General features: G+C 69.0%; 10 protein-coding genes. 6 read left to right on the forward strand and 4 right to left on the reverse strand.

All coding sequences use genetic code 11. The features are described from left to right. Window positions 1-119: 119 nt before the first annotated feature. The 4 genes from FZ033_RS02635 (at window position 120) to FZ033_RS02650 (ending at window position 13,852) form a co-directional block, all read left to right on the forward strand. Entirely contained in the window at window positions 120-8,918 is an 8,799-nt protein-coding gene (locus FZ033_RS02635) for a peroxidase family protein (RefSeq protein ID WP_149574599.1), read from the forward strand. Between the two features lie 75 nt (window positions 8,919-8,993). After that, window positions 8,994-10,793 carry a type I secretion system permease/ATPase gene (locus FZ033_RS02640; RefSeq protein WP_149574600.1) on the forward strand — a complete coding sequence of 600 codons (1,800 nt, stop codon included), beginning with the start codon at window positions 8,994-8,996 and terminating at the stop codon, window positions 10,791-10,793. Window positions 10,794-10,822: 29 nt separating this feature from the next. Then, window positions 10,823-12,529 carry a cadherin-like domain-containing protein gene (locus FZ033_RS02645; RefSeq protein WP_149574601.1) on the forward strand — a complete coding sequence of 569 codons (1,707 nt, stop codon included), beginning with the start codon at window positions 10,823-10,825 and terminating at the stop codon, window positions 12,527-12,529. 12 nt (window positions 12,530-12,541) lie between these two features. Beyond that, a complete protein-coding gene (locus tag FZ033_RS02650) occupies window positions 12,542-13,852 on the forward strand; it encodes an HlyD family type I secretion periplasmic adaptor subunit (protein WP_149574602.1) in 1,311 nt (436 codons plus the stop codon). 35 nt (window positions 13,853-13,887) lie between these two features. Here FZ033_RS02650 and FZ033_RS02655 read toward each other — a convergent pair whose 3' ends face one another. After that, window positions 13,888-14,565, reverse strand: a complete 678-nt coding sequence (locus FZ033_RS02655; protein WP_149574603.1) for a response regulator — start codon at window positions 14,563-14,565, stop codon at window positions 13,888-13,890. Between the two features lie 509 nt (window positions 14,566-15,074). On the opposite strand from FZ033_RS02655, the gene parE reads away from it, so the two are divergent. After that, window positions 15,075-17,111, forward strand: a complete 2,037-nt coding sequence (gene parE / locus FZ033_RS02660) for a DNA topoisomerase IV subunit B (protein WP_149574604.1) — start codon at window positions 15,075-15,077, stop codon at window positions 17,109-17,111. Between the two features lie 87 nt (window positions 17,112-17,198). Here parE and FZ033_RS02665 read toward each other — a convergent pair whose 3' ends face one another. Next, window positions 17,199-18,359 carry an MFS transporter gene (locus FZ033_RS02665; protein ID WP_149574605.1) on the reverse strand — a complete coding sequence of 387 codons (1,161 nt, stop codon included), beginning with the start codon at window positions 18,357-18,359 and terminating at the stop codon, window positions 17,199-17,201. Between the two features lie 333 nt (window positions 18,360-18,692). Between FZ033_RS02665 and FZ033_RS02670 the strand changes: the two genes are divergently transcribed. Continuing rightward, the gene (locus FZ033_RS02670) at window positions 18,693-20,324 is read left to right on the forward strand and encodes a DEAD/DEAH box helicase (RefSeq protein ID WP_149574606.1); all 1,632 of its coding nucleotides are present in this window, start codon (window positions 18,693-18,695) and stop codon (window positions 20,322-20,324) included. 60 nt (window positions 20,325-20,384) lie between these two features. Here FZ033_RS02670 and FZ033_RS02675 read toward each other — a convergent pair whose 3' ends face one another. Together FZ033_RS02675 and FZ033_RS02680 are read right to left on the reverse strand one after the other, a co-directional pair. Next, on the reverse strand, window positions 20,385-20,759 hold the full coding sequence (locus FZ033_RS02675) for a TfoX/Sxy family protein (RefSeq protein ID WP_149574607.1): 375 nt from the start codon (window positions 20,757-20,759) through the stop codon (window positions 20,385-20,387). 68 nt (window positions 20,760-20,827) lie between these two features. Continuing rightward, window positions 20,828-21,604, reverse strand: coding sequence for an ATP12 family chaperone protein (locus FZ033_RS02680; RefSeq protein WP_188079275.1), 777 nt, complete (start codon window positions 21,602-21,604; stop codon window positions 20,828-20,830). Window positions 21,605-21,623: the final 19 nt, after the last annotated feature.

The following is a 21,623-nucleotide window of genomic DNA, read 5'->3' on the forward strand; positions in this document are numbered from 1 at the left end:
CAATTTCGTCCGCAGCCAAAGACATATTGGCCGCCGCGAAAAGCCCCGCTCCCCTGAAAGTCCTGAACCCTGCCGGGAAGGTGTTCCGCGTGCGGGGGCTGCCACCGACGGAGGGCGTCATGGTCCAGCTGGTCCGCAACGATCTCGAATTCATCCTGCAGCAGATCAAGATCTCGGAGGCCCATGCAGCGGGTATCCCGTTGACGGACATCCGGCTCGATGCCAACGGCAACGTGATCGCCGATCCCGCCTGGTACCTGTCTCCGGCGTTCGACCCGAATGCGCCGCGCGCCATTCCCGATCCCAAGACGCCCTTCGGGCTGCGCACGGTGGACGGCACCTACAACAACATCGTCGATGGTCGTGAAACCTGGGGCGCGGCGGACCAGCCCATGCCGCGCATGCTCGACCCCACCTTCATCAACGACGCCGACGGCGACCAGATGAATCTCGGACCGGGCGGCACCGTCACCAATACCGATTATGGCGCCGCCGGCAACGTGGCGGACGCCGACCCGAGGCTCATCTCGAACCTCGTGGCCGACATGAGCTTCAACAATCCCGCCGCCATCGTCGCCGCCCTCACCTTCGCTGGCTCCACCACCATCTACGGCGCCGGCGGGGATCTCGAGCAGGTGCGCGACGGCCATGCCGCGCTCATGGTGGTGCTCTCCGATCCCGGCGCCGACCAAGCGTCGAAGGACACTGCACAAGCGACCTTCGACGCGCTCTTGGCCGCCAAGGGCCTTGAGCAGGAGAACGGCTCCCTCGTCATCCCCAACGTGGCGCCGGACGAAGGCCTGTCGACGCCCTTCAGCAGCTGGATGACCTTCTTCGGCCAGTTCTTCGACCACGGCCTCGACCTGATCTCCAAGGGCGGCAACGGCACCATCTTCGTCCCGCTGGCCGCCGACGACCCCCTCGTCACCCACGGGCCGGACGGCATCGCCGGATCGGGCGACGAGGTGTCGCCGCAGAACGCCTTCATGGTGCTTACGCGCTCCACCCCGGTCGCAGGGCCGGGGGCGGACGGCGTGATGGGCACCGCCGACGACACCACCCACGAGGCGGTGAACACCACCACGCCCTTCGTGGACCAGAACCAGACCTACACTTCCCACCCCTCCCACCAGGTGTTCCTGCGCGAATACGCCACCGGGACCGACGGCAAGAGCGTGGCCACCGGACGCCTGCTCAACGGCGCCGATGGCGGCCTGCCCACCTGGGGCGACGTGAAGGCACAAGCCCGCGAGATGCTCGGCATCGAGCTCACGGACGGCGACGTGGTGAACCTGCCGCTGCTGCGCACCGATGCCTACGGCCGCTTCATTCCCAATGCGGACGGCTACGCGCAGGTCATCGTCGGCCTCGGCACCGACGGCATTCCCAACACGGCGGACGACGTGGTGGTCTCGGGCACGGCGGATGCACCGGTGAATACCTTCACGGCGGGCGCCATCCGCACCGGTCACGCTTTCCTCGACGACATCGCCCACGCGGCCAGCCCCATCAACAGCCAGACCGGGGCGCTGAAGACCGAGGATGCGGACGGTGTCGTCAATGGCGACCTGGACGGCAACGGCGTTATCGACGGGGCCGAGGTGCCGCTCCAGCCCGGCGCCTACGACGGCGAACTGCTGAACCTGCACTACATCACCGGCGACGGGCGCGGGAACGAGAATATCGGCCTCACCGCCGTCCACCACGTCTTCCATTCCGAGCATAACCGGCAGGTGGACGCGCAGAAACTCACCATCCTCAATTCCGGCGACACCACCTTCATCAACGAATGGCTGGCCGGCGACATCTCCGGGCTGCCGGAGGGCTTCGCCGGGATGACCAAGCTGGAGCAGCTCGACTATGCGAACACATTGAGCTGGGACGGCGAACGCCTGTTCCAGGCGGCGCGCTTCGCCACCGAGATGCAGTACCAGCACCTGGTGTTTGAAGAATTCGCACGCAAGATCCAGCCGGCCATCGACCCGTTCGTCTTCAACAGCGTCACCGACATCAATCCCGCCATCTTCGCGGAGTTCGCGCACACGGTCTATCGCTTCGGCCATTCGATGCTCACCGAGAACATCGCGATGGTGGACGGCAATGGCCAGGTGACGGAGATGGGCCTCATCGAGGCCTTCCTGAACCCCACCGCCTTCGCAAGCCTCGGCACCTCGGACCAGGCGACTGCCGCCCTCATCCACGGCATGTCCATGCAGCGCGGCAACGAGATCGACGAGTTCGTCACCGGCGCGCTGCGCAACAACCTGCTGGGCCTGCCGCTGGATCTTGCCGCCATCAACATCGCCCGCGGCCGCGACACCGGCGTGCCCTCCCTCAACGACGCGCGGGCGCAGCTCTATGCCGCCACCGGATCAAGCTTCCTCACGCCCTACGAGAACTGGGTGGAGTTCGCGGCGAACCTGAAGAACCCGCTGTCGGTGGTGAACTTCATCGCCGCCTACGGCACCCACGCCAGCATCACCGCCGCCACCACGTCCGAGGACAAGCGCGCGGCGGCGTGGGACCTCGTGTTCGGCGTCGCCGGCGAGACGGCGGCCGAGCGTGCCGAGCGCATCGCCTGGCTCAACGGCCCGGCGGCGGAAACCGGCGTCAACGCCATCGACCTGTGGATCGGCGGCCTTGCGGAGAAGGAGATGCCGTTCGGCGGCATGCTCGGCTCCACCTTCAACGCGGTATTCGAGGCGCAGCTTGAAAACCTGCAGGACGGCGACCGCTTCTACTACCTCACCCGCACCCAGGGCCTGAACTTCCTCAATGCCCTGGAGCAGAATTCCTTCTCCAAGCTGATCCTAGCCAACACCGATCTTGCCGATCCCGGCCCGGACGGCATCCGCGGCACGCCGGACGACATCGTGGCGCGGCATGTGGGTATCGACATCTTCGCGCGCTACGACCACTACCTGGAGGTCAACGCCGCCATGCAGCTGGAGCCCGACCCCACCGGCAACGACCCGGTGCTGGAGGGCATGGGGCGCGGCAAGGTGCAGCGCGACAACCCGGCCACCCCCGGCCTCGACACCAACTTCCTGCGCTTCACCGGCGGCGAGCACGTCAACATCGGCGGCACCAATGGCGACGACATCATCATCGCCGACTTCGGCGACGATTCTATCTGGGGCGACGCCGGCAACGACCGCATCGAGGCGGGGGCCGGCGTCGATCTCGTCAATGGCGGCGCCGGCGACGACATCATCACCGACTCCGGCGACACCGGCGACTTCCTGAAGGGCGAGGCCGGCGACGACGTGATCGCCAATTCCAACGGCCTCGATATCCTCATGGGTGGCACCGGCAAGGATGCCATCTTCGTCGGCGTGGACGATACCGAAGTCTTCGGCGGCGAAGGCGATGACTTCATCCTCGGCGGCGCGGGCGTCGACTTCCTGCTCGGCAATGAAGGCGACGACTGGATCGAGGCCGGCGCCGGCTTCGACACCACCGCCGGCGACAATTCCCAGCTCTTCTTCAACTCGAACATCCTCGGCCACGACGTGATGTTCGCCGGCTCCGACGAGCATGATTTCGATGCCGAATCCGGCGACGACATCATGGTCCAGGGCGAGAGCGTCATGCGCAACGAGGGCATGTTCGGCTTCGACTGGGCCACCTTCCAGGGTGCGAACATCAACGGCTATGCCGACATGCGCATCCAGATCTTCACCACCGAGCAGCAGGACGTCCTGCGCAATCGCTTCGACAAGGTGGAGGCGCTGTCCGGCTGGCAGAACGACGACACCCTCATCGGCGACGACCGCACCGCGACGCCGCCGGTGCCCGGCGCACCCGTGACCGCGGTCAACGAGGGCGTCTTCTTCAACGACGAGTTGACCCAGGCCGGCGTCAACCGCATCGACGGCCTGCGCCAGTTGCTCGGCCCGCTGGTGGCGGCCGCCCCTGTCGGTGCGAGCGCGGCCGAGCTGGAAGCCATCATCGCCTTCACCGGCGGCAACATCCTGCTCGGCGGCGGCGGCTCGGACCTGCTGGAAGGCAATGGCGGCAACGACGTGCTGGACGGCGACGCCTGGCTCAACGTGCGCATCCGCATCACCGCGCCGGGGGCCGCCAACAGCGCCGCCAACGAGATTGCCACCATCGACAGCCTCTCCCACGTCTTCCCGACGAACTTCGCCAACGCGGACTGGGCCGGCAAGTCAGTGTTCGAGCTGATGGTGGATCGCAAGATCACGCCCTCGCAGCTCCATATCGTGCGCGAGGTGCTCACCGACACCACACCCGGGGCCGTCGATACCGCGGTCTTCTGGGACCTCCAGGAGAACTACACCCTGACGCCCAACGCCGACGGCACGGTCACGGTCACCCATGTCACGGTCACCCCCGGGGTCATCGACCCGAGGACCGGCCGCGCCCGCGTCTCCGACGACACCGACCGGCTGAGCAACATGGAGCTCATCCAGTTCGCCGACGGCACGGTGACGGTGGCCGACCTCTTCCCCGATCCCAACAGCCCGGCTGCCGGCGCGCCGGCGATCAGCGACCTCACCCCCACCGAGGGGCAGGCGCTGACGGTGAACGTGGGCGCGATCGTCGACGCCAATGGCCTTGGTCCCTTCGCCTACCAATGGCAGGTCTCCACTGATGCCGGCACCACCTGGACCAACATCCCCACCGGCCAGGGCGGCACCGCGGCGGCGTTCACGCCAGCCCAGGCCCAGGTGGGTGCGCTGCTGCGCGTCGCGGTCTCCTTCACCGACGGCGACGGCTACAGCGAGAGCGTCACCTCCGCGCCGACGGGGGTGGTGGGCGACCTCTTCGCCGGGGCGAACGCCATCAACAACACCTTCGCCGGGACCGCCGGCGACGACATCGCCACCGGTGGCAATCCGGGCGGCTTCCTCGGCCTCGTCGGGGGCAACGACACGCTGAACGGCGCCGCCGGCAATGATGTACTCGACGGCCTCGGCGGCAGCGATACGCTCAATGGCGGCGCCGGAAACGACACGCTGCGCGGCGGCAATGGAAACGACACCGCCGTCCATGCCGGCAGCGCGCGCAACTTCACCTTCGCCCAGTCGGGCGCCGACATCGTGGTCACCGACCTCACCGGGGCGGAGGGCACGGACACGCTGACGGCGATCGAGCAGATGCGCTTCGCCGGCACCGACTACACCGTGGTGACCAGCGCCACCAACACCCTCAATGGGGGCACCGGCATCCTGCAGACCAACCGCGCCGACATCCTGCTCGGCTTCGCCGGCGCCGACACCCTGAACGGCAACGGCGGCAGCGACATCCTGGTGGGCGGCGCCGGAAACGACACCGCCAACGGCGGCGCCGGCACCGACACCATCCTGTGGCGCGTGGGCGACGGGCGGGACCTCATGGACGGCGGGGCCGGCACCGACACCGTCCATATCGCCGGCGACAGCAGCGCGGAGACGTTCCACATCTGGACGGTGGCGGAGGCCACCGCCGCCGGCATCACCGGGCTCGCCGGGACGACGGAGATCGTCATCACCCGCAACGGCACCAACACCGCCGCCGTCATTGCCGAACTGGACAATGTCGAGGAGATCGTCATCAACGGCCTCGGCGGCGGCGACACCTTCGTGCCGCACGGCAATTTCGGCACCACCTCGCTCTCCACCAGCACCATCACGCTGGAGGGCGGCGCGGGTGACGACACGGTGGACATCCGGGCCCTCACCTCGGCGCACCGGGTGGTGTTCCGCTCCAACGGCGGCAACGACACGGTCATCGGCACGCCGCGGTCGCAGGACGTGTTCGACGGAGCGTCCATCACCTTCACGGGCACCCCCGGGACCAATCCCGGGACACCCGGCGGCAGTGATGACGGCGGCCCCACCGGCGCCTTCGCCCTCACCCCACGCGACATCGAGGGGCTGAAGAAGCTCATCGCCGGCCTCCTGCCCTTCCCAGGCGACGACGACGCCGAGAACGCGCTCGGCCCGCGCGCCATCTCCGGCGCCGGCAACAATGTGGAAAATCCGGACTACGGCAAGTCGGACACCTTGTTCCTGCGCCTCACCCAGGCCCGCTACGGCGACTTGGACGCCGCCACCGGCAATCGCGCCCTCAACCCCATCTTCGACGGGCTCGACCCGCGCACCATCTCCAACCTCATCGGCACCCAGGAGGCGGGCCTGCCGACCAATGCCGAGGGCGCCAACATCTTCTTCATGGCGTTCGGACAGTATTTCGACCACGGCCTCGACTTCATCGCCAAGAACGCGGCCAACGGGAAGATCGCCATCGGCGGGGCCGGCACCGGGGCGCCGGGCTCCGGCAATCCGGCCGATCTCACCCGCGCCGAGGTGGTGGGCTTCGATGCCGACGGCACGCCGCAGCATGTCAACAAGACCACCGCCTTCGTGGACCAGAACCAGGCCTATGGCTCGCACGGGCTGGTCGGCCAGTTCCTACGGCAGGGCGACGGCGAGGGCGGGCTCTCGTCCTATCTCCTGAAGGGCGCGCCGGACCCGTCCAGCCCGACCTTCGCCCTGCTGCCGACCCTGCGGGAAGTACTCCAGCACCACTGGGACAACAACACGGTCTTCACCGACCCGTCCCTGCCCGGCGGCACAGTCTCCTTCCGCGACTATGTCACGGATTTCGAGGTCTCGCCCGGGGTCACGGCGGATCTCTTCAATCCGGATGGCAGCTTCAACGCAGGAGTGGTGGCAAAGCTCGCAGGCGACTTCATGGGCTCGGGCCAGGCCCTGCTGCTGGACACCAACCCGTTCATGAACCTGCTCGACAATTACGTGGCGGGCGACGGACGGACCAACGAGAATTTCGCGCTGACCTCGGTGCACACCATCTGGGCGCGGAACCACAACTTCCACGTGGACCAGCTCAAGGTCGCGGGGTTCGACGGCACCGACCAGGAGCTGTTCGACGCCGCCAAGGTGCTCAACGAGGCCGAATACCAGCGCGTGGTCTTCACCGAGTTCACTGACAAGCTGCTCGGCGGCATGCGCGGCGACGGCGACCACGGCCATGGCGGCTACAATCCGGACGCCGACCCCGGCATCTCCCACGAGTTCGCCGCGGCTGCCTACCGCTTCGGCCATTCGCTGATCGGCCAGACCCTGACCGTGCTCGACGCCAACGGCCAGCCGAGGCAGGTGGCGCTGTTCGACGCCTTCCTCAACCCCACCAACGACGCCAGCGCCTTCACCACCGACCCCACCGCCTACTACACGCCGCAGCCCGGCTACGAGCAGCTCGGCGTCAACGCCATCCTCGGTGGCATTGTCGGCCAGCCGGCGGAGGCGGTGGACTTCAACATCGTGGACGCCGTGCGCAACGACCTGGTGCGGCTCAACGCCGACCTGTTCTCCTTCAACCTTGCCCGCGGCCGCGATGTGGGCCTCGGCACCCTGAACCAGGTCCGTATGGACCTTGCCACCTCCACCGACCCCTATGTGCAGGAGGCGGTGGGCCATGCCGGCGCCATGACGGCCTATGCCTCCTGGGAGGACTTCCAGCAGCGCAACGGCCTCTCCGACACGGTCATCGCCCAGTTCAAGGCCGCCTATCCCGACCTTGTCCTGGACACGCCGGAGGACATCGCCGCCTTCGTCGCCATCAATCCGGACATCACGCTCCTCGACGGCGACAACGGGGCCAAGATCGTCAAGGGTATCGATCGGGTCGACCTGTGGGTGGGCGGCCTCGCCGAGACCCATGTGAACGGCGGCATGGTGGGCCAGACCTTCTGGACCATCCTGCACGAGCAGTTCGACCGGCTCCAGGAAGCCGACCGCTTCTACTATCAGGACCGCCTCGAAGCCTTCGATTTCTACGAAGACTTCATCGACGGACAGGAGTTCTCGGACATCATCCTGCGCAACACTGGCCTTCAGGGCCTCGCCGAAAGCGTCTTCGACACCGAAACGCCCGAAGACGCGGACGAGGAGGACGGGACCGGGAACGACGATGAAGAAGAGGACGACCATGTAGACGACGACGATGACGTTGCCGAAAACGACGGGGACGGCGACAACGCCCCCACGCCCCCGGCGCCGTCCACGCCCCAGACTCCGGCCGCCGCCATCGCGGCCTTCCTGGAGCAGCTCTTCGGCGGGCGCGGCGGCGATGCCCTGGCAGGCCTCATGGAGAAGATCACCGCCTTCCTCGACCGCTTCGGCGACGATCGCGGCCCGCGCCATGCGGACGACGACGCCCAAAGCACGACGCAAGTCACGACGCAAATCGCCGGCACCACCGACACCAGCGGCACCGACGACGCCAGCGACGCACCAGCCAGCGGACGGCTCGACGGAAACGGGCACCACCGCAGCCGGTTCGACCGGAGGGAGGACACCCGCAATGATGACGACGATGGCCTTCCCAGCCTCGCCGCCACCAGTGCGCCGGACGCCTCGGACGCCGGGCAGGGACCGCGCAGCATGCCGGCCCACCATACGCTGGACCAGTCCACCGCCACCGCCGACCTCACCGTCGCCCTCGACCAGCGGGGCGATGGCGGCCACGGCCATCATGGCTGGGGCGGCTGGGGCAACCGGGAGGGCCAGAACGTGGCCACCGGCTCCGGCGACGACACCCTCATCGCGGGCCGCCGCGCCAATGTGATGGACGGTGGCGAGGGCGACGATGTCTTCGTCTTCCGCTCGGCGCGGGCGGCGGATGGCGACACGATCCTTGGCTTCGAGCCCGGCGACCGCATCGACCTCTCCGCCATCGACGCGAACCGGGGCATGACGGGCGACCAGGCCTTCACGTTGGTCAACGGCCCGCTCAGCGGACCGGCGCAGGTGGCCGTCACGGTCGAGACCACCGAGGCGGGGGAAGTCACCGTAATCGCGGGCTCGGTGGACAACGACGCCACCGCCGACTTCCGCATCGAGATCGCGGGGCGGCACGACGTGAAGCCGGAACACCTCGTGCTGTGATCGTTCCCGGCGGGGGCACCTCGGCCCCCGCCTCTTTCCCGCGTCCCCTCAAGGGGTTCATCAGGGCGGCCCACCATGGCGACCTCTTCCAGCACATCCGCCAAATCCCGCACGGCCCGCGAACAAGACCTGAAGAAGCTCACGGCCGGCTTCCGCAGCATGGCGGTGTTCCTGTTCATCGTCTCCGGCGTCATCAACATCCTGGCGCTCACCGGCTCGTTCTACATGATGCAGGTCTACGACCGGGCCCTCACCTCCGGCAGCATCCCGACCCTCATCGCGCTCTCGGTGCTGGCGCTCGGGCTCTATGTGTTCCAGGGGGCGTTCGACCTCATCCGCTCGCAGGTGCTGGTGCGGGTGGGGGCGCGCTTCGACAGATCGGTGGCGCCCATCGCCCACAAGGTAGTGGTGGACATGCCGCGCCTCGGCTTTTCCACCACCGAGGCCATCGAGCGCGGCCGCGACGTGGACACGGTGCGCAACTTCCTCGGCAGCACCGGGCCCGGCGCCCTGTTCGACCTGCCGTGGGTGCCGATCTACGTGGCCTTCGTCTACATCCTGCACCCCTGGCTGGGAGCGCTGGTGCTCGGCGGCGCCGTGGTGCTCACCATGCTGGCGCTGGCGAGCGAGCTGGTGTCGCGCCGCCATGCGGTGGCCACGCGCAAGGCGGCGCTGGTGCGCAACACCATCGCCGATTCCAACGCCCGCAACGCCGAGGTGCTCAAAGCCATGGGCTTCGCCGGCGATGCCGTCGAGCGTTTCCGCGTTGCCAACATGGAGCACCTCGCCCTGCAGACCCGGTCCAACGACCTCACCGGCGCGTTCGGCGCCGTGTCGCGGGTGCTGCGCATGGTGCTGCAATCGGCGACGCTGGGCCTTGGCGCCTATCTCACCATCCATGGCGACATGTCGGCGGGCGGCATCATCGCCGCATCGGTGGCCGGCGGCCGTGCGCTGGCGCCGGTGGACCTCGCCATCGGCAACTGGCGCGGCTTCGTGGGCGCGCGGCAGGCCTTCGGGCGCTTGCGCGAAACCATCGTCGCCCTTGGCAAGCTGCCGGAGCGGATGGAGCTGCCCGCCCCCTGCGCCTCCCTGAAGGTGGAGAAGATCACCGTCGCCGCTCCGGGCAACGGACAGGTGCTGCTCAGCGAGGTCGCCTTCGAGATCCGAGCCGGGCAGGCGGCCGGCATCATCGGGCCGAGCGCGGGGGGCAAGACCACGCTGGTGCGCGCCCTCACCGGCATCTGGCCATGCCTGCGCGGGGCCGTGCGCCTCGACGATGCGGAGATCGGCCAATGGACCGAGGAAGCCATCGGCCGGCATCTGGGATACCTGCCGCAGAATGTCTGCCTGCTGGACGCCACCGTGGCGCAGAACATCTCGCGCCTCGCCAGCGTCCGCGACGATGCGGCGGTGGTGGAGGCGGCGAAGGCCGCCGGGGTCCACGAGATGATCCTGCGCCTGCCCGAGGGCTACCAGACCCCCCTCGGCTCGGAGGGAGCGGCCCTCTCGGCCGGCCAGCGCCAGCGCATTGGCCTTGCCCGCGCGCTCTACGGCAACCCCTTCCTCGTGGTGCTGGACGAACCCAACGCCAATCTGGATTCCGACGGCGAGACGGCGCTTCGCGACGCCATCACCGCGATCCGCGCGCGGGGCGGCATCTGCGTGGTGGTGGCCCACCGGCCGAGCGCGCTTGCCGCGGTGGATCTCGTCGGACTGGTTCAGAACGGACGCCTCGCAGCCTTCGGTCCGAAGGAAGAGGTGCTGCGGCTGGAGGCGGTGGACGGACGGACGGCCGGGAAGCCGCAGGTCGCCCCGGTCCAAGGGACCACCCATGAGACCGCCCCGACGCCCCTCCAGGCCGTGGGCGCGTGAATTCGGGCACATGAATTCGGGAGCGTGACATGATCATCGTGAAGGGCACCCGCGCCGGCGGCGCGCAACGCACACCCGCCGAGATCTACCGGACCCACGACGAGAAGCCGGGCGGACGTGTCGCCGCCCTGTTCAGCGCCGGCCTTGCCGGCGCGCTCGCCTTTCTCGCCGCCGGCACCACCGGCGCCGAGGCCAAGCCCGAGCCCCCGCCCGGGCCGGAGCCCCCCCGGGGCGAGCCCGAGGCGCCTTCGCCCGAGACGGCGCCCGCATCCGCCGCCGTCGCGGAGGAGGAAGAGCCGCCGGCAGACGAGACCGACGAGCCCTTCAGTCCACGCCTGCCGGAAACGGCTTCGTTCGCCGACGCGCCCATGCTGCCCGACATGCCGGGCCGCCTCGGTCGCTCCGGCGCAGCCATGCGGCAGCCCTCGGACGATATGGCCCCCCTGCCCGCCCCCTGGCCCGGCCGCGCGGAGGCGGACGGGCCGGCGCCACGGAAAGCAATGCCCGCACCTGCCGCAGGAGGTGGCGGGGGCGGCGGAGGAGGAGGTGGCTCGTCCGCCAGATCGGAAGCCGACGAGGAAGGCGACGACGACACCAGCCGCAACCGTCCGCCCCGGGTCGGCGACCCGGTGACCCTGCCCAACGTCTCCGTCGCGCAGGCGGTCTTCATCCCGCTCGCGGCATTGCTCGCCGGCGCCAGCGATCCCGACGGGCAGGCGCTGGATGTCCAGAAGCTGGTCGTCTCCGCCGGCATGCTGGTTCCCACCAAGGGCGGCTGGGTCTATCTCGCACCACCGGCGGCCACGGAGCGCGTCACCATCAGCTATGTGGTGTCGGACGGCATCGCAGGCGTGCCGCAGCATGCCGTGTTCCAGATCGACCCGGACGGCATCGAGGCCAGCCGCCTCGACCTGCCGTCCGCCACCTTCGCCGCTTTGCCCGCCGCGAGCCGGGATGAGCCGGCCGACCCGGACGCAGACCCGGCCGAGCACGCCCTCGCCGACCCGGCCCTCTCCGGGCTGGCCGCTGTCGTGGCCCGCGCCAATCATCCCGACTCAGGAAGCGCCGGCGCCGCCAGCACCGATGCGCCGGCCGCCGAGACACCGGCGGCGGACACGGTCTCCTCCGCGACCGTCCTCGCCGAGGCCGCGCCTGCCGCCGAGACAGCCGCAGTCGCCAGCGGGGGCGACATCGCGGCCGCCACCACGGGAGACTCGGCCTTCGGCGCCACCACCACCGCCATCGAGACCGCGCCGGCGACACCCATGGAGGTCGCGACCGCCCCGACCATGATCGACCAGCCGGTCCCGGACCCGGCCCTGATGGCCGCCTCGGCGGAGACCGACACCGCGCCAGCTGACAGCGCAAGCGCGGCCACCGCAGCCGCGACCGCCCTCGCCCAAGCCCGCACCGAGGCCGAGGCGGACAGCTTCGTGTTCGCGGCGGCGCCCTCGGACACGTCCCAGCAATCGGTCAGCCAGATCGTCGATCTCCAGGTGGGCGACAAGCTCCAGGTCAAGGATTCTCCGCTTTCGGACACCACCTCTCCCCCGACCGGAGACCCCGACCAACTGTTCGCCGAAACCTACGGCACCGGCAGCGACACCCGCCCCTACGCGTTCCAGGCCGAGGCGACGCCACTCCCCGCCGCCGCGCCTGCCGATGCCCTCCCCGCGCCGGACGTCGCAGACGCCGGCACGCCGCTCCCCACCCCCGACGCGCTGGCCCTGGCCTGACGGAGAGAAGCCATGAGCAAGGAAACGGATCTGTCCCGCGACGAGCCCATCTTCCAGCTCCGCAGCCATGTGGTGGCCGGCCTTCTCCTGGCGGTCATCCTGTTCGCCGGTTGCGGCGGATGGGCCGCCTACGCTCGGCTCAACGGCGCCGTGATCGCGCAGGGCACGGTGACCGTGGACCAGAACCTGAAGGAGGTGCAGCACCGCGACGGCGGCATCGTCGCCGAGATCGCCGTGAAGCAGGGCGACCTGGTGCAGGCGGGGCAGGTGCTGCTGCGGCTCGACGACACTGCCTCGCGGGCGGAATTGTCCATCGTGCGGGTCCAGCTCATCGAGCTGCTGGCACGGCGCGCGCGCCTCATCGCCGAGCGCGACGGGCTGGAGCGCATCGAATTCCCCGGCCAGATCCACACCCTCTCGCCCGACGTGGCGCTGGTGACCCGCGACGAGGCCCGCCTGTTCGACGGCAACCGCTTCACCCGCAGGAGTCAGGCCGAGCAGCTGGAACTCGCCATCGCCCAGACCGGCGAGGAGATCCGCGGCCTCAATGCCCGCCGCTCCGCCAAGATCGAGGAAACCGAGCTGCTCGTCCTCGAGCGCGAAAAGGTGGTCTACCTGTTCAACAAGGGCCTCACCGACGGCAGCCGGGTTCATGCCCTCAACCGGGAATGGGCGCGGATCAACGGCGAGAAGGGCGAGATCGAGGCCTCCATGGCCCGCGCCAACGTGCGCATCACCGATGCCCGGTTGCAGATCATCGCCCTCGACCAGAATGCCCGCACCGAGGCCCAGCGCGAGCTGCGGACGCTGGAGTCCCGCATCTCCGAGCTGAACGACCGGCGCGTGGTGATCGAGGACCGGCTCTCGCGCACCGAGCTGCGCGCGCCGCTGACCGGCCGGGTGAACGAACTGAGCGTCTATACCATCGGCGGCGTCATCACGCCCGCCGCGAAGGTGGTGACGCTGGTGCCTGCCGACGCCCGGCTGCGGGTGGAGGCGAAAGTGGCGCCCACCGACATCGACCAGGTGCAGCGCGGCCAGCCCGCCCGCCTGCGCTTCTCCGCGTTCAACCAGAACACCACGCCTGAGCTGCGCGGGCGGGTGGCGCAGGTCTCGCCGGCCACCATCCGCGACCCGGTGGGGGGAACCGTGTCCTATATCGTGGAGATCGCCATCGACGACGACCTGTCGAAGCTGGGCGACCGCGAGCTGGTGCCGGGCATGCCGGTGGAGGTGTTCATCTCCGGGGTGGAGCGCACCGCCCTCGCCTATCTGGCGAAGCCGCTGGCGGACCATTTCAACCGGGCATTCCGCGAGCAGTGAGAGCCCGCGCCGCCCACGGTGCCGGGCGGTCCGCCTCAGGAGCCGCGCGTGGACACGGCGGTGCCGGCCTCCGGCGCGCCGTTGAGGTTCTGCGCGGCGATAACCACCTCCACGCGGTTGCGCACATGCAGCTTCTGCATGAGGGTGGACATGTAGCCCTTCACCGTCTTCTCGCTGAGGGCGAGCGCCCGCGCGATCTCGCTGTTCTTCTTGCCGAGCAGCAGCAGCTGGACGATCTGGTCCTCGCGGATGGACAGGTGCATGGCCTGCCGGGCGCGCTGCTGCCGGGCCTTGGCCTCCAGCTCGGCGATGATGCGCGCCGCGAAGCTCGGGGTGATGTAGGTCTCCCCAGCCATGGCGCAGGTGATGGCCTGGATCAGGTCGCCCTGCGGCGATCCCTTCAGCACGAAGGCAGAGGCGCCGGCGCTGAGCGCCTTGGCGGCCAGCTCCGCGCTGCCGGAGGCGGTGAAGATCACGATGCGGGTGGCCGGAAACGCCTCGCGCACCCGCGCCACCGCCCCGATCACATCGCCCTGCATGGTGAGGTCCACGACGATCACGTCGGGCCCGTGGCTCTGGGCGGTCCCGAGAATGTCGTTCACACCGCTGCCGGTCGAGACGACGCTGAAAGCTCCCGTCTTTTCGAGAACCGTCACGATCCCTTCGACAACGATCGGATGGTCGTCCACGACCGCAACCGAAATTGCGCACACGTTACGTACCCCCGGGCCAGAGCACGCGCCGCTCGGATCGCAATCCGCGCGGATGATGCGTTCTCTATTTTAGAGTTAGAGGGCGACTCACCAATCAGATTGATTCAATCTGTTCGGATCGCGCTCTAGAACCCGTCGAGATGCTTCACTATAAACATTAAAGAAAAACCTTCAAGTTCTCAAATTGCAAATCCGTAACGACCACAGACGGTACTATTTACCCGCATATTGATTACTTCATTATCCTCTGAAGTGGGACATCCCTGTTCGCTGCATCGCAACCTATTCGGCCCCATCCAGGGGCAAATTCGGCGTCATCCTCTGTTAATCTTCGCAACGCAGAATCGTCGAGCGCCGACCGGCTGAGCTTACGTAACGCAAGGTTCAGGCTTGCATCCGGGGCGCGAGCGAACCACTCTTCGGCGGCGGCCATGATGCGCCGCACCCTGGCGGGGCCGGCGCGACGAATAGCACTGCCCTCGCCCCTCCAGTTCGGCTAATCAGGTTCCATGTCCCAATCCGACGATCTCTTCGGCTCCACCCCGCGTCAGAAGCCCGCCGGCAAGCCGGCCAAGGCGGCGGCTGCCGCCGTGCCAGCCATGGATGCCGACTACACCGCCGCGCACATCGAGGTGCTGGAGGGGCTGGAGCCGGTGCGGCGCCGGCCCGGCATGTATATCGGCGGCACCGATTCGAAGGCGCTGCACCACCTCTTCGCCGAGGTGATCGACAATTGCATGGACGAGGCGGTGGCCGGGCACGCCACCTTCATCGAGGTGCAGATGGCCGCCGACGGCTATCTCACCGTCTCCGACAACGGGCGCGGCATTCCGGTGGAGGAACACCCCAAGTTCCCCGGCAAGTCGGCCCTCGAAGTGATCATGACCACCCTGCACGCCGGCGGAAAGTTCGACAGCAAGGTCTACGAGACCTCGGGCGGCCTCCACGGCGTCGGCATCTCGGTGGTGAACGCGCTCTCCGACGACCTCGAGGTGGAGGTGACGCGCAACCAGACCCTCTACCGCCAGAGCTTCTCCAAGGGCCTGCCGCAGGGCAAGCTGAAGGAAGTCGGCCGCATCACCAACCGCCGCGGCACCCGCGTGCGCTTCCATCCCGACCCGGAGATCTTCGGCCCCTCCGCCCGCTTCGAGCCGGCCCGCGTGTTCCGCATGGCGCGCTCCAAGGCCTATCTGTTCGGCGGCGTGGAAATCCGCTGGTCGTGCGACCTGGAGTTGCTGAAGGGCATCGAGGGCGTTCCGGAGAAGACCAGCTTCCGCTTCCCCGGCGGCCTACGCGATTATCTCGCCGCCGACCTCGAAGGCCAGACGCTGGTGCATTCGGACATCTTCTCCGGCCGCATCCAGAAGCCCAAGGGCCACGGCTCGGTGGAATGGGCGGTGGCGTGGGTGGCGGACGCGGACGGCTTCGTCTCCTCCTACTGCAACACCATCCCCACCCCCGATGGCGGCACCCATGAGAACGGCCTGCGGGCCGTGCTGCTGAAGGGGCTGAAGGACCACGCCGAGCGCTCCGGCCAGGGCAAGCGCGGCTCGGTCATCACCGGCGACGACGTGACCACCGGCTGCGCCGCCATGCTCTCCGTGTTCGTGCGCGAGCCGGAATTCCAGGGCCAGACCAAGGACCGCCTCGCCACCGCCGAGGCTGCCCGCATCGTGGAACAGGGCCTGCGCGACCCGTTCGACCACTGGCTCGCCGCCAATCCGGTGCAGGCCAGCCGGCTGCTCGACCACGTCATCGACCGCGCCGAGGAGCGCCTGCGCCGCAAGCAGGAGAAGGAAGTCTCCCGCAAGACCGCCGTGCGCAAGCTGCGCCTGCCCGGCAAGCTGGCGGACTGCTCCAACACCGAGGCGGCGGGCTCCGAGATCTTCATCGTGGAGGGCGACTCGGCCGGCGGCTCAGCCAAGCAGGCGCGCGACCGCAAGACCCAGGCGGTGCTGCCCCTGCGCGGCAAGATCCTGAACGTCGCCAGCGCCACCCGTGACAAGCTCGCCCAAAACCAGCAACTCGCCGACCTCGGCCAGGCGCTGGGCTGCGGCACGCTCTCCCATTACCGCGACGCGGACCTCAGGTACGAGAAGGTCATCATCATGACCGACGCGGACGTGGACGGCGCGCACATCGCCTCGCTGCTGGTCACCTTCTTCTTCCGGCAGATGCCGAAGCTGATCGAGGACGGCCACCTCTTCCTCGCCGTGCCGCCGCTCTACCGCATCACGCAAGGCGCCAAGACGCTCTATGCGCGGGACGACGGCCACAAGGAAAAGCTGCTGAAGAAGGAATTCACCGGCAAGGGCAAGGTGGAGGTGGGCCGCTTCAAGGGCCTCGGCGAGATGATGCCGGCGCAGCTGAAGGAAACCACCATGGATCCGCGCACGCGCACCCTCCAGCGCGTCACCATCGAGGATGCCGAGCAGGCGGCCACCACCGACCTCGTGGAACGCCTCATGGGCAACAAGCCCGAGGCGCGCTTCGCCTTCATCTCGGAGCGCGCCGCCTTCGCCGGCGAGGCCTTGCTCGACATCTGAGACCCATAGCCCTTGAGCTTGGCTCGAGGGTTATGGGTTGAGCCCGCGCGGCGCTTGAGCGACCCGTCTTGAAGAGGGGACGCCCCCTCAGCCGGTCGTCACCTTGGCCTTGCGTGGCGGCAGCAGGCTGGCGGGCACGGCGAGGATCAGCATGCCCAGCCCCGCCACCGCGAACACCGGCGCTGCCCCCAGAAGTCCCGCCGCATGGGCGAGAACGATGGCCCCCACCGCCTGCCCCACGAAGAAGGCGGAGGCGAACAGCGACACCGCCGAGCCCCGCGCCTCCGCCGACAGCTCGGTGGCGAGGATCTGCAGCACGTTGTGGATCATGTAGAAGGCAAAGCCCGCAGCGGCGAACACGGCGATCACCACCGCGAGGCTCGGCCCCACCGCGGCCCCCATGAGCAGCACGCCCACGCCCGCCGAGCCCACCCCCACCATGCCGGCAAGGCCCAGGTGGCGGACCAGGAACGGCACAGCGAAGGTGTAGAAGGCGCCGCCGATGGCGAAGGCGCCCAGCATCAGGCCGGCCTCCACCGCATCGCCGAGGCCGTGCTCCACCATCAGCGGCGCCGCCAGCGGGAACACCCCGAAGGTGAGCGCGCCTTCCACCGCCACCACCGCATAGACCTTGAGGGACAGGGGGTTCTTCAGCACCGTGCCGTAGCGGGCGATGGCCGCCCGGAACGACAAGGGCTGGCGCGCCCGCTCTTCCTTGATGCCGACCAGGGCGGCGAGGGCGGCCGTCGCCGCCACAGCGAACGCGCACCAGAACACCGGTCGCCAGCCGGCATATTCGGCGATGAAGCCCGCCGCCGCCGAGCCCACCAGCTGGCCCAGCACCAGGGCCAGCAGCACCCGGCTGAGCGCCACCGGCCTCTGGTCATACGGCACGCGGTCGCCCACGGTGGCCAGAACCACGGGGATGATGCCCCCCGCGAACGCCCCCGACACCACGCGGGCGGCGAGCAGCTCCCGGTGACCGGGAACCAGCGCCGAGACAGCGAGCCCCACCGCCAGCATGGCGAGGTTGAAGCGGATCAGCCGCACCTTGCCCACCGCATCGCCGATGGGGCCGAACAGCAGCTGCATGGTGGCGTAAGGCAGGGTGAAGGCGCTGGCGAGCAGCGCCACCTCCTGTAACGTCACCTTCAGGTCAGCGGCGAGGATGTTGAGCATCGGATCGACGGCGCGCATGGAGAATGCGCTCGCGAAGGCCGCGAGGCCGAGGACGAGAAGGAAGGGCATCAAGATCCGCCGGGTGAGGAGGGTCATCCCTGCGGCGGGGTGCCCCGGCGGTCAAGTCGCAAGACGTGTCCCGCGCGCATGGCACGATGCCCATGCATTCCGGCAACGCATGCCGCTGGCGGTATGGATGTTCAATCGGGCGTTTCGTGGGTGTGATTTCCAACTGATCCGTGAATCGGGCCGGAAAACATTGACACGGCGCACAATTTTCTTATGTTGCTATGCGTCGTCCGAGATATGTCGAATCTAGCGCGCCGACCGACGACCCCTCGTCTGAGCCCGTACGGCACGGGACGTTCGATCAGCGGCGCGCCGCCGCATCCAAAAGATGCAATGTCATTTTCCGAACTCGGCCTGAGCGAAAAGGTCCTCGCGGCAGTCGCTGACACCGGCTATACGCAGCCGACGCCCATCCAGGCCCAGGCCATCCCCCATGTGCTGGCGCGCCGAGATGTGCTCGGCCTCGCGCAGACAGGCACCGGCAAGACTGCCGCCTTCACCCTTCCCATGCTGACGCTGCTTGAGCACGGACGGGCCCGCGCCCGCATGCCTCGCACCCTCATCCTGGAGCCGACCCGCGAACTCGCGGCGCAGGTGGAAGAGAACTTCACCCGCTACGGCAAGAACCACAAACTGAACGTCGCCCTGCTCATCGGCGGCGTATCCTTCGGCGACCAGGACTCCAAGCTGCTCCGCGGCGTGGACGTGCTCATCGCCACTCCCGGCCGCCTGCTCGACCATGTGGAGCGCGGCCGCCTGCTCCTGTCCGGCATCGAGGTGCTCGTCATCGACGAGGCCGACCGCATGCTGGACATGGGCTTCATCCCGGACATCGAGCGCGTCTGCAAGCTCGTGCCCTTCACCCGCCAGACCCTGTTCTTCTCGGCCACCATGCCGCCGGAGATCCAGCGCCTGGTCTCGCAATTCCTGTCCAATCCCGTGCGCGTGGAAGTGTCGAAGCCGGCCTCCACCGCCGCCACGGTGACCCACATGCTGGTCGCCTCCGGACGGGAGGACTACGACAAGCGCGAGGTGCTCCGCGAGCTGATCCGCAATTGCGACGGCCTGCAGAACGGCATCATCTTCTGCAACCGCAAGCGCGACGTGGCGGTGCTGCATCGTTCGCTGCAGAAGCACGGCTTCAACGCCGTGGCGCTCCATGGCGACATGGACCAGCACGCCCGCATCAAGGCCCTCGACCAGTTCCGCGCCGGCGAGGCCACCCTTCTGGTGGCATCCGACGTGGCGGCCCGCGGGCTCGACATTCCGGCGGTGAGCCACGTCTTCAACTATGACGTGCCGCACCACTCGGAAGACTATGTGCATCGCGTGGGCCGCACCGGCCGCGCCGGCCGCGCCGGCACAGCCTATACGCTGGTCACCCACACCGACGCCAAGTCGGTGACGGCCATCGAGAAGCTGATCGGCAACGCCGTGCCATGGCACGGTTCGCCCCTCGGCGATGCCCCGCCCGCGTCCGAGCGGCGGGAACGTCGCGAGGATGGCGGCCGGCTGCGCGGCAAGCGCCGCGTGGAGAAGGAGCCCCGCGAGGCCCGTCCCGAGCGCGAGCCCCGCGCCGAGCGTGAACCGCGTGCGGAGCGGGAACCCCGGGCAGAGCGGGAACCCCGCGTTGCCCGCGAGCCCCGTGCGGAACGTGAGCCGCGCCCTGAGCGGGAGCCCCGTGCGGAACGCGCCCCGCGTCCCGAGCGTGAGCCCCGTCGTGAGCAGGAACCCCGCCGGGAGCGCGAAGCCCCGGCAGGCGAGGTGCGCGCCAGCGAACCCCGCGCGGAGGCGGAAACCCGTGCGCCGCGTCCTGAACGTCAAGAACGCAGCCGCCGTCCCGCCCGCGAGGACGGTCCCGAGGCCCGTCCGGTGCGCCGCGAACGCGCGCCCGCCAGCGAGCCTGCGGACATGAGCCACCTGCCCGCCTTCCTGCTGCGCCCTGTGCGTGTGAAGGCCGGCTGAGCCACCTGCCGACGCACCCTTCCGGAGCGTCGGCGGATCACCACGGAACCACCCCGCCGGTCAGCCGCGCGGGGTTTTCTTTTGGGGTCGGGTCGCGGCCTTCTTCACCGGCTTCCGTGCGGCGGCGGCGCGGGCAAGGGCCAGGGAACGGCGGGCCAGCGTGGCGAGGTCGTCGCCATCGTCCAGCGCGGCCTCCGGCACGGACCAGAAGCCGGTCATGGTACGCACGGCGCCCTTGGCGCGGTAGGAGAAGGGGACCGAGCCCCGGCTCTCAAGCAGGGCGGCGTGGTCGGCATCTGCCTTGAGATAGAGGATGCCCCCGACCTCGATGGCGAACATCAGCCCGTCCGCATAAACGCCCCGGCCGCCGAACAGGCGCCGTGTGCGCACGTCGCCGAACGCACTGAAGAGGTCGGCGATGGTGTCCTCGTCCATCCCCAGCTCCAGACCTGTGCCAAGGGCGCGCGGTTTAGGCCCCCGGCTTTCACCGGCAGCCGCTGAAATCAGCTGATCAGCGCCAAAAGCCGGACGGCCGCGTCCATCTCGGTGCGGCGCGCGGCGCGGCGGGCGGTGGCGATCTCGTCCTCGCCCCACTGCTCGCGGTTGAAGTCCTCGTCCACATGGGCGGCCGCCCAGGCGGCGTCCGCCTCAAGCGCGCCTTCCGCCACCGCCAGCGCCAGCAGGGCCGATCCGGTAAGGGTGGTGATGGAATGGACGGCGGCAAGCTTCAGCGGGGCCTGCGGCACCAGCGCCCGCACCCGCTCCAGCGCGGCGTCCGGCTGGGTCACATGCCGGATGCCTTCCGCAAGGAAGAAACGGGCGCCGTGGCTGGCGCTCAGCCAGTCGAGCACCGGGTCCCACTGCGCCGCCTGCCGGTTCACCAGCGTCTGCGGGCCATCGGCCCGGTAGAACAGCATGTCGGAGCCGGCATAGCCCACCACCTCGTCGCGCACCGCCTCGGCCTCGGGGCCGACCCGGTCGAGGGCGACGTTCACAAGGCGCGTCAGCGGCATGAAGAAGGGGTTGATCTCCTTCTCCTGCGCTGCCCATTCGGCGGCCATGGCCTCGGCCAGCGGGCGCGTGGGCGCCAGCAGCAGGCCGCGCGCGGGGGTGCGCACCGGCCGGCCGTCGAGCAGGATGGTGAAGCCGCCTTCCGCCTCGCCGACGCTCACATCGGTGTAGAAGCGCTTCGGCAGCGGCGGGCGCTGGGCGGCGCGGGCGCGGGCGATGGGATCGTCCCCCGCCACGGGCTCCTCGATGCCCTCCAGAAAATCGCGCATGGTCTGGGGGCCGGTGGGA

It is taken from the genome of Xanthobacter oligotrophicus (assembly GCF_008364685.1).
GTDB lineage: Bacteria > Pseudomonadota > Alphaproteobacteria > Rhizobiales > Xanthobacteraceae > Xanthobacter > Xanthobacter oligotrophicus.